The sequence below is a fragment of the Dehalococcoidia bacterium genome (genome assembly GCA_035310145.1).
Lineage (GTDB): Bacteria > Chloroflexota > Dehalococcoidia > CAUJGQ01 > CAUJGQ01 > CALFMN01.
Genome location: DATGEL010000083.1, coordinates 38,551 through 51,164 on the forward strand (window position 1 = coordinate 38,551; position 12,614 = coordinate 51,164).

A 12,614-nucleotide genomic window follows, 5' to 3' on the forward strand; every position below is an offset into this window, starting at 1 on the left:
GCAAGCGCGTCAAGCAGTATGCCCGAAGGCGGTTTGGCGCTGGCGCCGCCGCGCTCCTACACTGGTCTGGCGATGGTGATCGAGACACGCGGCCGCCGGCGACGCGGCAAGTACTCCGGGCCGTACCGCCCCGGCCAGATGCTGCGCCTTGCGCTCGGCCAGATGACCAACCGTGGCCGCTGCCTGGCGCATACGGGAGACGGCCTCGCCGTGTTCGTGGCCTATGGCCTGCCGGGCGAGGAGGTCGTGGCCGAGGTCGAGCGCGCCTACCGCGAGCACCTTGAGGCACACGTGGTCGAGGTGCTCACACCCGCGCCGGAGCGGGTGGAACCGCTCTGCCCCTATTTCGGCGCCTGCGGCGGCTGCAACTTCCAGCACATGCCCTACGAGCGGCAACTGGAGCTGAAGCGCGAGGTGGTGGTCGAGACGCTGCGCCGCATCGGCCGCTTCGACGACGTGCCCGTGCCGCCGGCGATCGCCTCGCCGCAGGCCTGGTTCTACCGCAACCAGGCCCGCTTCAGCACCAATCGCGAGGGCGCGATCGGCTTCACCCGCCGCGGCAGCCACCGCGTCGAGCGCATCGAGATTTGCTACATCATGGAGCCGGCGATCCGCGACCTGATGCCGCAGTTGCAGGGACACGGCGCCGGCCTGCACCAGATCGTCGTGCGCACCGGCGTCAACACCGGCGAGCTGCTGATCAACCCCGACCTCTCCGACCGCGGCGTCACGGTTCCCTCCGGCCAGGACTGGATGACGGAGCGAGTGGAGGGCCAGCCGTTCGACATCTCCGGCTCGGCCTTCTTCCAGGTGAACACGCGCCAGGCGGAGAACATGGTGCGCCTTGTGCGCGAGCGGCTGCAGCTCGGTCCGGACGACGTGCTGGCCGACCTCTACGCCGGCGTCGGCTTCTTCAGCAAGCTTTTGGCGCCGAACTGCCGCGAGGTCGTGGCGGTCGAGGTCTCGAAGGCGGCGGCCGACAACGCACGGCGCAACCTGGCCGGCGTGGAGAACGTGCGCTACCAGCTCGGCGACGTGGAGAAGGTGCTGCCCTTTCTGGTGCAGCGCCCGAACAAGGTCTTGCTCGACCCCTCGCGCGAGGGCTGCACGCCCGCGGCCGTGGACGCCATCCTCGCGGTCGCGCCGCAGCGCATCGTCTACGTCTCCTGCGACGCGGCCACGCTCGCGCGCGACCTGCGCCGCATGGTGGACGGCGGCTGCACGCTGCACGAGGTGCAGCCGCTGGACATGTTCCCGCAGACCTTCCACATCGAGTGCATCGCCACGCTGACGCGCGGGAAGGGTGAAGGGTAGCGGTCAACGGGTGGAGGGGCTGGACGGAGACATCCGCCCGCCACATCCGGCCCGCCCCGGCAGCGAACCGCCGTGCCCCCCTCACCTTCGACCCTTCACCCTCGACCCACTACCCACTAGGCTTGGCGTGAGCGTTCGCTGTGGAGGAATGTCGTTCATGGATGTGAAGGCGCCGATGGTCGGCAAGATCATCGAGGTCGTGGTCGAATCGGGCAGCCGGGTAGCGGCGGAAGACGACCTGGTGATCATCGAGTCGATGAAGATGGAGATTCCCGTCGGCGCGCCGCGGGCCGGCACCGTCAAGGAGATCCGCGTGGCCGCCGGCGACGCGGTGCAGGAGGGCGACCTGCTGCTGGTGCTGGAGTAGCGCAGCCGGCTCAGCCCTGGCCGTCCCATGCCTCGAGCGCGAGTGATTCCCAGACGCGCTGCCAGCGCTGCCAGGGGCCGTCGTCGGAGAGCGGCTCCCGTGCTGTCGCCGCGGGCGCCATCCCGGCCTTGCTGAACTGGCGCTCGACCAGCTCCGCGATCTCCTCAAGCCAGGCCGGCGCCTTAGCCGTATCGCCCGAGCCGCGTTGTGCAGCCATGGTGTGGCTCCTCCGTCAATTGCCGTCGCCGGCAGACGGCCACTGTGCCGGCTCGTCGCATGCATCCTGGTCCGTCGCGCCGGCGCAGTCCCGGCGGCGCTCGGCGAGCCGCGGATCGACCGGACCGGTGATGTAGGCGACGAACGTCGCCCGCGCGGGCGCCGCGCCGGCATGAGGCACACTCGCCTGCCGAGCGTCGGGCAGAGGTCCGACCATCGGTGGCCCGGACGGCTCGATCGGTTGTGCCGTGGGGACGTTGCCGCCATGCTGCCGGGCGCCGACCGCAAACCCGGCGCTGAAGGCGATTACCACGGCGACAGTGATGGCAGCGAACGGCATGGCCTTTGGGCGCCACGCCGGTACCGCGAAGCTGTTGGTGGGCATCGCCTTCCTCCTCTCTGCCGCTCAAGGCCGCGGCATTGCCGTCATGCCGCCAGTCTCTGGCTTCGCCGGCCACGCGGCGGTCGGCCAGACGACAGGGCGAAGGTCGTCTGGCGGTCTCTTGAGATGCGTGAGGCGATCGGTTCGCTACCGCCTGTCACTCGGCTGGGGCCGCTCGGGCGCCATGTCCGGCGACACCGCTCAACGCCGCGCGGCTTGCCTGCCGCCGCGGAACGTCCGCTCGACGCTCTCTCTATCCGTCTTAACGAGCACGGTGCGGCGCTTTCGCGCATACGTTCCGGCGGCGCGGCCGGCCAGACGACCCGCGGCACCTGGTAAACGGCAGCCAGAGGCTGGCCGGCGTGGTGGAACTCCGTGTTCGTGCTGGGGTGGGCGCGGCGGAGCGCGCTAGGCGGCTTTGGCGGCTTTGAAAATGACGACCGCGTTTTGGCCGCCGAAGCCGAAGCCGTTGGCCATCGCGGCGCGCACGGGCAGGCGGCGGGCCCGGAGCGGCACGTAGTCCAGGTCGCATTCCGGGTCGGGATTTTCCAGGTTCGCCGTGGGCGGCACGATGCCTTCGACGATCGCGCGCGTGCAGACGAGCGCCGAGATGCCGCCCGCCGCGCCCAACAGGTGCCCCACCATCGACTTGGGCGAGCTGATCGCCAGACGGTAGGCGTGCTCGCCGAAGACGCGCTTGATCGCCTGCGTCTCAGCCACGTCGTTCAGCGGCGTGCCGGTGCCGTGGGCGCAGACGTAGTCGATCTCTTCCGGCTGCATCTCCGCCGAGCGCAGCGCCCGCTGCATCGCCAGCGCGGCGCCCGCGCCGCTGGGTGCGGGCATGGTGATGTGGTAGGCATCGCCGGTAATCGCGCCGCCGGCGATCTCGGCGTACACACGGGCGCCGCGTCGCGCCGCCGCTGCCGCCCGTTCGGCCACCATCACCACCGCGCCTTCCCCCAGCACGAAGCCGTCGCGGTCGCGATCGAAGGGCCGGCTGGCTCGATGGGGCTCGTCGTTGCGGGTGGAGAGCGCCTGCATGTTGCCCAGCGCAGCGATCGCCAGCCGGTTGATACCCGCCTCGGTGCCGCCGCAGAGCACCGCGTCGGCCTCACCCCGTTGCAGCAGATGGAAGGCGTCGGTGTAGGCCTGGATGCTGCTGGCGCAGGCGGCGACGGAGGTGATCACCGGCCCGCGCAGGCCGAAGACGATCGAGGGCTGGCAGGCGGCCATGTTGGGCGCCATCAGCGGCACGTAGAAGGGGCTGACGCGGTTGGGGCCGCGCCGCTCCAGCACGATCGTCTCTTCCGTGGTTTCCAGATAGCCGCCGCCGCCGGTGTTGATCACGGCGCCGATCAGCTCGGCGTTCTCCTCGCTGACCGCCAGCGCGGCGTCGTCCAGCGCCATCTTCGCCGCGGCCACGGCGTACTGCGCGAAACGCCCCATGCGCTTCGCCGCCTTGAAGTCCATGTAGTCGCGCGGGTTGAAGCCGCGCACCTGCCCGCCGATGCGCACGGGCAAGTCGTCGGTCTCGATACCCTCCAGCCGCTCGATGCCCGACTCACCGGCGAGCAGCCGCCGCCAGGTCGTCTCGGCGTTCAGCGCCAGCGGCGTGACCGCACCGATGCCGGTGATGACGATGCGCTCGCCGTTCGCTGCCACCTCGCACCTCGGCCGACGCCACGGGCGCTCTGCCGGCGCGGCGCGCGCCCGCGCCGCGCCCGGCACTCAGCATACGCCCCGGCCCGCCGGCGGCGATCAGAACAGTGTCCGGTCGCTTTCAGCCGCGCGCTGCTCGTCGTGCGGCTGGCCGGCCAGCTTCGCCGTACCGTTGCGCGAACGCCGGCCATGCTCCGGCAGCAGCGGCTGGCCCGCCGCTCGCGCCGCTGCCGCCGCGGCGTAGTAGCCACGATACGCGGGCGGCAGCAAGGCGGCCACGTCCGTCATCACTTCGTCGGCGATGCCCTGCAGGCCGAGCCGGCGCACGTCGCCACGGCTGAAGCTGCGCGGCGTGCCGTAGCGCACGTGCAGGGGCCGGCGCCGGCCGCGCGGCCAGGGCCAGAGCCGCAGCCGCTCCGTGCCCCAGACCGCCACGGGCACCACCGGCACCGCGGCCCGCGCCGCCAGCGCGCCCACACCGGCCTTCGCCTGCAACAGCCGCGGCGTGATCACACCATCGGGGTAGACGCCGATCACCTCGCCGGCCTTGAGCATGGTCAACGCCAGGCGCAGCCCCTCGCGGTCCGCGGGAATCGCCGCCATCAGCCGCCAGAAGCGGCCCAGCCAGCGCGACTGCATGCCCGCGGGCCGGGCGAGGAAGTGCAGCGTGCGGTGCAGGCGCAGGCCGATGGCGTAGCTGTCGGTGTTGTCGACATGGTTGGCGACGATGATGTACGGCCCGGTGGCCGGCAGGTTCTCGAGGCCTTCGATGCAGAGCTGCGCCCAGGTGTGCAGCATCGCGGGCAGCACCGCGGCGAGCATCAGGCGGTAGAGCCAGGAGGGGCGGTAGGCGGCGGGGTCCGGTGCGGCGTCCTCATCCATCGACGGCCGACTATGCTCCATCTGCGGCGCGATCACCGCGCGGTCTGCCAGCGGCAGCATCCAGTATAGCGCCGGGGCGCACGGAACTGGCCGCCAGGCGGCGGCCACCGCCGCGGCGATTGGCCGTTGACGCCGCGCCGTCCGCGGTCATACCGTGGATGAACATCACCCCGTATGCTGGGTGGTGTCTCGCTGCGACGGCCGCCGCCCGGCGGCCCGAAGCAGAGGAGTGAAACGGGGCGGGGTGCAATTCCCCACCGGCGGTGACAGCCCGCGACCCTCCTGCTCAGCGCTGGGCGCATCGGCCCAGCCCGGAAACCGCGGGAGGCTGACCCGGCGCAACTCCGGGGCCGACGGTGACAGTCCGGATGGGAGAGAACGGCGAACCGGACTCGTCAGGGATTAGGGAATGGGGAAGAGGGCATAGAAAGGCGGGCGCGAGCGCGGCGCCTTGTCCAATGCCCCTCGGCTTCCTGGTCCAGTTCCCGTCCCCAACGCCGTGCGGTCCGGTGTCTGCTTCCCGCTGCATGCGCGGGAAGCCCTTTCTCCCCGGCTCCCGGCTCAGGTATGGCGCGCGGTGGCGCGCGTTCTTGAGAGCCGGCCGCGCGGCGGCCGGTCGGGAGGTTCAGGGTGTACAGCGGACTCATCTCGGAACTCGGCATCGTGGAAACGGGGCGCGAAACGGAGGAAGGGCTCCTTCTGACCGTGCTCGCGCCGGAAACGGCGGCGCGGCTGCGGCCGATGGGCTCGGTCGCCGTCGCCGGCGCCTGCCTCACCGTGCTCGCCTGCGACGGCGAGCGCTTCGGCGTGCTCGTCGGCGCGGAGTCGGCGGCGCGTACGACGCTGCGGCCGCCGCTCGACGGCCGGCGCGTCAACCTCGAGCTGCCGCTACGCGCCGGCGACCCGCTCGACGGGCACCTGGTGCAGGGGCACGTGGACGGCATGGCGGCGGTCGTCTCGCGGCGGCGCGAGGGCGGCGTGGAGTACGTCTGGTTCCGGCCCAACAAGCGGTTGCTGCGGGCGATTGTGCCCAAGGGCTCCATTGCCGTGGACGGCGTCAGCCTCACCGTGGTGGAGATCAACAAGGGCGCCTTCTCCGTCGCCCTGATCCCGGAGACGTTGCGCCGCACCACGCTGGCCGGCCTGCAGGCGGGCGATCGCGTGAACGTCGAAACCGATGTGCTGCCGAAATACGTGCAGCGCTTCGGCCACGCGCCGCGACCGGCGCTCGCCTGGGCGGGGTTGCGCCGCGGCCGCGAAGCCGTGGAGATGGCGATCGCCGCGATCGCGGCCGGCGGAAAGGTGATCGTCTGGGATCCGGCGCGCGAGGGCGAGGGCGACGTGATCATGGCCGCCGATCGCGTCTCACCGGCCGACATCAACTTCATGATGACCCACGTGCGCGGCCTGCTCTGTACGCCGATGGACGCGGCGCTGCTGGCGCGGCTGGGCATCGAGCGCATGCCCGGCGCCGGCGATCACCACGGCACCGCCTTCATGGTGACCGTGGACGCGGCCGAAGGCACCACGACCGGTATTCCCGCCAGCGAACGGGCGCACACGCTGCGGCTGCTCGCCAGCCCCGCCGCGCGGCCCGAGTCGTTCGTGCGGCCGGGGCACGTCTTTCCGCTGGCGGCGCATCCGCGCGGGCTGGCGGCGCGCCAGGGTCACACCGAGGCAGCCGTAGCGCTGGCACGCTGGGCGGGACGCCCTCCCGTGGCGCTCTGCTGCGAAGTCGCCGCCGCCGACGGCGAGATGGCGCGGCTGCCGGAGCTGGAGTGGTTCGCCGCCGAGCACGGCCTGCCGCTGGTCGCCATCGAAGACCTGGTCGAGTACGCCCGCGCCGAGGCAGGCGCCGCCGCCCTCGGCTGATCGGTTCGCAGGCTCGCCGCGCTCCGGTGTACCGGCGCGGCCGGTGCGTGGCCGCGCGGCCGCGGTATACTGCGCTGCGGCCGCGCGGCGCGCGAGCCTGTCTTCCGGAGGGCCGAGCGTGGAGATCTCCTGCGCCTTCGCCACAAGCCTCGATACGCCCGCGCACATCGTCCTGGCAGAGCAGTTGGGCTATCGCCGCGCCTGGTGCTACGATTCGCCGGCACTCTATCCCGATGTGTGGATGACGCTGGCGCTGGCAGCGGCGCGCACCAGCCGCATCGGCCTCGGCCCCGGCGTGCTGATCCCCAGCCTGCGCCACCCAATGGCGAACGCGTCGGCGATCGCCACGCTCGCGGCATTGGCGCCGGGGCGAGTGGTCGTGGCCGTCGGCTCCGGCTTCACCGGCCGGCTGACGCTGGGGCAACGGCCGCTGAAGTGGTCGTTCGTGGCGGCCTACCTGCGTGCCCTGCGCGGCCTGCTGCGCGGCGAAGCCGTCGAATGGGACGGCGCGATGATGCAGATGCTGCAGCCCGCCGGCTTCGCGCCGACACGGCCGATTGCGGTTCCACTGCTGATCGGCGCCGGCGGGCCGAAGGGCGTCGCGGTCGCACAGCAGCTGGGCGACGGCATCTTCATCAGCGCCACGCGGGATGCCAGATTTGCGGCGGCCTGGGTGGCCCGGCTCGCCGTAGGCACCGTGCTGGAGCCGGGCGAAGACCCGGGATCGGCGCGCGTGCTGGCCGCCGCGGGCCACGGCGCCGCCGTCGCCTATCACGGCGCCTACGAACGGGGCGGCGTCGAGGCGTTGCCCGGCGGCGCCGCCTGGCGCGCGCAGATCGAGCGCGTACCGGCGCGCACGCGCCACCTTGCCGTTCACGAAGGGCACCTGATCGCGCCGAATGCGACCGACCGTACGGTGCTGAACGGCGCGGTGCTGGCCCGCTACGGCGGCGCCCTGGACGCCGCGGCCTGGCGCGAGCGGCTGGCGCGCTGGCAGCAGGAGGGCACCACGGAGGTCGCCTACCAGCCCGCCGGACCGGACATCCCGCGCGAGTTGGCCGCCTTCGCCCGCATGGCCGGGCTCTGATGTGAAGCCAGACGGTTATGTTTTGGGGCGATTATTGTTCGCCATCCGGTCGCTTGACGCGCTTACAGCGCAGGATTAGATTACCGGCACACTGACCCCACCCCGCCGTGAGGGAGGCAGGCGATGAGCGGTTTCAAGCAATTCCTGTTGCGTGGCAATCTGATCGATCTGGCGATCGCCGTGGTCATCGGCGTAGCGTTTGGCGCCGTCATCAAGGCGCTCGTCGAAGACCTGATCACGCCGTTGATCGCCGCGATCGGCGGCAATCCGGACTTTGGCAACCTCACATTTACGATCAACAAGAGCCATTTCAAGTACGGCGATTTCATCAACGCCATCATCACGTTTGTGATCATCGCCGCCGTGATCTACTTCCTCGTCTTCCTGCCGGTCAATGCGCTGATTCAGCGCTCGCGCCGCGAGCCGCCCGTCGATCCGACGACGAAGAAGTGCCCCGAGTGCCTGAGCGAGGTGCCGGTCGACGCGCGGCGCTGCGCCTTCTGCACGTCGGCACTCACGTCGGCGGCGTAGCAGGCGCCTCGGCCCGCTTTATCCTCCGTTCTTCTTCTCGCCCATCCACAACGGGCGGCGGGACCGCGCGACGTTAACGGCCTGATTGGGGAGAAGGCGCCGATCACGGCGAGGAGACGAGCGCACCCGCGATCGCCGTATCCCGGCTTCATAACCCACAATCCCTACCCTCTCGCAACTGCCGCCGGTGTTACGCCGGCGGCAGTTTCCCGTTGTCAGCGGTAAACACCATGGAGCTGCGCTGTGCCGGACGGACAACCGCTCGCCTCATCCGCCCCTGGGCCGATGGCAACCCGGCCGCGGCGAAACATGATGGAGACACTCGGCTATCGCCTGCTGGCGGCGGATGCAGAGCACGCCGTCGCCGAGCTGCCCTTCAGCGACGCGACGGCGCAGCTTACGGGGCTGTTCCACACCGGCGCCTTGCTCGCCCTGGCCGACAGCACCGCCACGTATCTCTGCCTGCAGAACGTCTATCCCGGCGGTGCGATCGACGATCCGGCCCGCTTTCCCCTCGCCATCCAGATCAGCGCCAACCTGGTGCGCAACACCAATCGCGGTAGCGCCTTCGCCGAGGCGCGGCTGCGCCACCGCGGCCGCACGACGCTGGTGGTGGAAACCCACGTGCGCGACGGCGAGGACCGCACCCTGGCGATCGTGACCACCACGCACCTCGTGCTCGGGTCGCCGGCAAGCTGAGGGCGATCGCGCCCCCGCGGCGCGCTCCCGCAGACCGGCGGACGATTCGGTAAAGTCCGCCGCCAGCGACTCGATATCTGCTTCAGCGGTGGATTGGCAGCATCCTGTCTGCCCGTCAAAGTATCAATTCAGTAACGCCAATACGGAAACTGATACAGCTATCGATCCATTACCTGGCTACGCGTGAAGCCGCCGGGGGCGGCGCCCATTTCAAAGCGCATCGATAAAGGCACACCCGGCGAAAGCCGGGGCCGCAAAGCCATGGGCCTTCCCTCCCGCCGGCGCGGGGGCACGGTTGCCAGGCCGCCGAACGCGATCGCTTTCGTGGAGGTAGCCCTGGTGTTTCGTATTGCTTCGGTCCTCGCCGTCGCCCTCGTGGCCGCCGGCATCGCCGCCGCCGCGCCGCACGGGCACGCCCGGGCGTTTGAAGCCTGGTGCTCCGACGACCCGGTCATCTCCGTCAACGGCAACCTGGTCGATCTGCAGGTGCAGATGCCCGTCACGAACCTGCTGACGATGCGCACGACCACGCTCACGATCGTGGTCCCGCGTAACGTCGGCGGCGCCGTCGTCGTGGACGATATCAGCGCCTTCCCCATGCACACGACCATCTCGGCCACCGGCCCGAAGTGGAGCGGTCACGGCGCGGTGCCGATCACGATCGACGCCTACGTGAGCGCCTCCAGCTCCTACACCACGCAGGTGGTGGCCACGCCGGTGCTGAATGTCTCCAACCTGCTGGGCTCGCCGTCGAGCACGTCTGGCTGGACGAACAGCCTCATTGCGCTGCAGATAAGCGTGGGCCGTTAAGGTGGCGTCCGCACCCTCGCGCCGTCCTGGTCCGCCGCCGCGCGTGCGTGTCTACGTCTGCGCGGTGATCGCCCTGGCCCTGCTGCTCGCGCCGGCGAGCGGCTGGCTGGGGGCAGCGTGGCGGCTCGAGGCCTGGCCGGAGGCGGCGCTGCTGGCCGCGCTGCTCGCCGTGGCCCACCGGCAGCGGGTGCAGATCGGCCTCCATCGCACACTGAACGTCGGCACAGCGCCCGAGGTCGCCGCTGTGCTGCTGCTGCCCGGTCCGCTCGCCCTGCTGGCGCTCGTCGCCGGCACGGCGGCGGGCGAACGGCGCGGGCCGCTGATCCAGCGCTCGTTCAACATCGCCGTGGCAACCCTGCGCGCCCTCGCCGGCCTCGGCGCCTACGCCGCCCTACGCCGCGCAGGTCCCACGGCGATCGGCGACCCACTTGCCTCGCTGACGGCGCCGGTGGCGATGTATGTCTCCGGCACGGCGCTGGTGCTCAGCGTCGCCGCCGTGCAACTGCGCGAGAACCCGCTGCGCCGCGCCTGGGCGATGCCGCACGACACGCTCGTGGCCGAGGCGGCGCTCGCCCTGGTCGGGATCATGGCCGCCTTCGCTTCATCGGGCCACCCCTGGACGCTGCCGCTGCTGGTGGTGCCGGCGGCGCTGGCGCAACGCGCCCTGCGCGACGGCGTGGCGCTGCGGGCGCAGACGCGGCTGGCGCTCGAAGACCTGGCCGACGTGGTCGACATGCGCGACCACTACACGTTCGAGCACTCCCGCCGCGTGGCCGAGCTGGCCCGCGCCACCGCCCGCCAACTGCGCCTGCCCGCCGACGAGGTAGAGCTGATCACGATGGCCGGGCGCGTACACGACGTCGGCAAGATCGGGATCAAGTCCACGGTACTGATGAAGCCGGGCGGGCTGAGCGAGCGCGAGTTCGCCGAGATGCGCTCGCACCCCGTCGTCGGCGCACGGCTGATCGGCAACTTCCCGCAGTTTGCCCGCGGCCGCGCTTACGTGCTGCACCATCACGAGCGCTTCGACGGCAAGGGCTATCCTGAAAAGCTCGCCGGCGAGCAGATCCCTTTCGGCGCCCGCGTGCTGGCCGTGGCTGACGCCTGGGATGCGATGACCTCGCACCGGGCCTACCGCCAGGCGCTGCCGATGGCGCGCGTCTACGCCGAGCTGGAGCGCGGGCGCGGCGCCCAGTTCGATCCGGCCGTGCTGGACGCCTTCCTCCAGGCGCTGCGCGAGCGGCCCGACCTGGCCGCGGCGCACACCGCGGAACCGCAGGACGTGGACGTGGCCGAAACACCGTCCGCGGCCGTGGCGGAACACGTGGCGTAGCCCGCGCGGCCGTTCTTCCACGCCGGGCCGCGACCCCTTGTACCCCTTCCCTCGACGCCACCGCCGCGCCCGCCTGCCGAACCGGCAGCCGCCTGCCGTCTGCGTCTGCCTGCCGCCGGGCCGAAGCCAGGCTTCCGCGCGCCGCGACGGTGCTCCGCCGCCCCTGGTCAGCGGACAAAGTGATACAAAATTGCCTCGATTGTTTCTGTAACGCTTAACTTTGCGAGTCGTTGTAGTGGGGCATCAGCCCTGCGGCCTGCCGTGCCCTGGGGCGCGCCATAGCCGGCCGTCGAGACAGGAGGTGGCGAAACCGGAGACGATCCCGCTCCGCGCCCGCCGGGCCGGGCGCACCGCCGTGGTACCCGCTCGAACACTGTTCGTCCTCGGGAGGATGCTATGCGTTTGGTCCGTATCGGCGCGCTCGCCGCCTTCGCCGCGATCCTGCCGTTATTCGGCGGCTTCGCCGGGCGCACGGCCGCCAGTTCGCCCTCACCGCACTTCACGCTCAACTGCAGCCGCGGCAATCCGCTCTGCACCGAAGTCCAGGACGCCGAGGCGGTCTTCGGCGAAGATCAGTACGTCGGCCACGACGAGCCATCGCTGCTCTTCTATTCGAACACGGCCGGCTCCGGCAACTCGAACCTCTACCACATGACACTGCCGACGGATCCGCCCGTGCTGCCGAAGCAGGACGGCAGCGGCGGCACCTTCAACTTCCAGTTGCGGCCGGCCTTCTGGTTCGGCATGGCGATGTGCGACACGCAGTCGTTCCCGGAGCAGGTTTCGACCTGCACGCCGGACAGCGACAGCAACATCGTCGATCCGGCGGTGAGCGCCGCACATCCGGGCGTGGCCTTCATGGAGATGCAGTTCTACCCGCCCGGCTGGGTGCTGTGGCCGCCCGGCGCCAGTTGCGACGCGACCAAGTGGTGCGCGGCGCTGAACATCGACAGCCTGTCGGAGAATCCCGTCAGCGGGCAGTTCCTGAACCCGACCTGCCAGGCGCAGGCCGGTCTCGAGTACGTCAACTTCGCCTTCATCACCAAGAACGGCGTGGCGCAGGCGCCGGCGAACCCGGTGAATTCGACGCTCGCGACGTTCACGCCCGACCCGGCTAAAGACCTGTTCATGGACAGCGGTGACGAGCTGACGGTAGACATGCACGACACCGCCAACGGCTTCACCGTGATCATCCACGACCTGACCTCGGGCCAGAGTGGCTCGATGACCGCGAGCGGGGCCAACAGCTTCGGCCAGGTGAAGTTCGCCCCGACGGGCACGTCGTGCGTCAACATCCCCTACAACTTCCACCCGATGTACGCCACCTCCAGCGAGGCGACGCGCGTAACCTGGGCGGCGCATTCCTACAACATCGCCTTCTCCGACGAGATCGGCCATTTCGCCTACTGTGCCAACGTGAACGCGGCGACGGGCGCCTGCGGGTCGTCCCCGGAAAGTGACG

At 70.7% G+C, this 12,614-nt stretch carries 13 protein-coding genes and 1 riboswitch; of the genes, 9 read left to right on the forward strand and 4 right to left on the reverse strand.

Annotated elements, in window-relative coordinates; genetic code table 11:
• The first annotated feature begins 18 nt into the window (after positions 1-18).
• On the forward strand, positions 19-1,314 hold the full coding sequence (locus VKV26_15830) for a class I SAM-dependent RNA methyltransferase (GenBank protein ID HLZ71370.1): 1,296 nt from the start codon (positions 19-21) through the stop codon (positions 1,312-1,314).
• 157 nt (positions 1,315-1,471) lie between these two features.
• Complete coding sequence (locus VKV26_15835; GenBank protein HLZ71371.1) at positions 1,472-1,681, forward strand: biotin/lipoyl-binding carrier protein; 210 nt, start codon at positions 1,472-1,474, stop codon at positions 1,679-1,681.
• Between the two features lie 10 nt (positions 1,682-1,691).
• Here VKV26_15835 and VKV26_15840 read toward each other — a convergent pair whose 3' ends face one another.
• From VKV26_15840 to VKV26_15855, 4 genes are all read right to left on the reverse strand, one after another.
• Entirely contained in the window at positions 1,692-1,898 is a 207-nt protein-coding gene (locus VKV26_15840) for a hypothetical protein (GenBank protein HLZ71372.1), read from the reverse strand.
• A 15-nt stretch (positions 1,899-1,913) separates the two neighbouring features.
• Positions 1,914-2,282, reverse strand: coding sequence for a hypothetical protein (locus tag VKV26_15845; protein HLZ71373.1), 369 nt, complete (start codon positions 2,280-2,282; stop codon positions 1,914-1,916).
• 405 nt (positions 2,283-2,687) lie between these two features.
• On the reverse strand, positions 2,688-3,941 hold the full coding sequence (gene fabF / locus VKV26_15850) for a beta-ketoacyl-ACP synthase II (protein HLZ71374.1): 1,254 nt from the start codon (positions 3,939-3,941) through the stop codon (positions 2,688-2,690).
• Between the two features lie 96 nt (positions 3,942-4,037).
• On the reverse strand, positions 4,038-4,880 hold the full coding sequence (locus tag VKV26_15855; protein HLZ71375.1) for a lysophospholipid acyltransferase family protein: 843 nt from the start codon (positions 4,878-4,880) through the stop codon (positions 4,038-4,040).
• Positions 4,881-5,450: 570 nt separating this feature from the next.
• Between VKV26_15855 and VKV26_15860 the strand changes: the two genes are divergently transcribed.
• The 7 genes from VKV26_15860 to VKV26_15890 form a co-directional block, all read left to right on the forward strand.
• Entirely contained in the window at positions 5,451-6,692 is a 1,242-nt protein-coding gene (locus tag VKV26_15860) for a riboflavin synthase (GenBank protein HLZ71376.1), read from the forward strand.
• 118 nt (positions 6,693-6,810) lie between these two features.
• Entirely contained in the window at positions 6,811-7,779 is a 969-nt protein-coding gene (locus tag VKV26_15865) for an LLM class flavin-dependent oxidoreductase (protein HLZ71377.1), read from the forward strand.
• Positions 7,780-7,902: 123 nt separating this feature from the next.
• On the forward strand, positions 7,903-8,310 hold the full coding sequence (mscL, locus tag VKV26_15870) for a large conductance mechanosensitive channel protein MscL (GenBank protein HLZ71378.1): 408 nt from the start codon (positions 7,903-7,905) through the stop codon (positions 8,308-8,310).
• A gap of 312 nt (positions 8,311-8,622) precedes the next feature.
• Positions 8,623-9,009, forward strand: a complete 387-nt coding sequence (locus VKV26_15875; GenBank protein ID HLZ71379.1) for a PaaI family thioesterase — start codon at positions 8,623-8,625, stop codon at positions 9,007-9,009.
• Positions 9,010-9,227: 218 nt separating this feature from the next.
• Positions 9,228-9,320: riboswitch (cyclic di-GMP riboswitch) on the forward strand.
• A 28-nt stretch (positions 9,321-9,348) separates the two neighbouring features.
• A complete protein-coding gene (locus VKV26_15880; GenBank protein ID HLZ71380.1) occupies positions 9,349-9,819 on the forward strand; it encodes a hypothetical protein in 471 nt (156 codons plus the stop codon).
• A 1-nt stretch (position 9,820) separates the two neighbouring features.
• Positions 9,821-11,152 carry an HD-GYP domain-containing protein gene (locus VKV26_15885; protein ID HLZ71381.1) on the forward strand — a complete coding sequence of 444 codons (1,332 nt, stop codon included), beginning with the start codon at positions 9,821-9,823 and terminating at the stop codon, positions 11,150-11,152.
• A 396-nt stretch (positions 11,153-11,548) separates the two neighbouring features.
• On the forward strand, positions 11,549-12,614 hold a 1,066-nt coding region (locus tag VKV26_15890), incomplete at its 3' end, for a hypothetical protein (GenBank protein ID HLZ71382.1).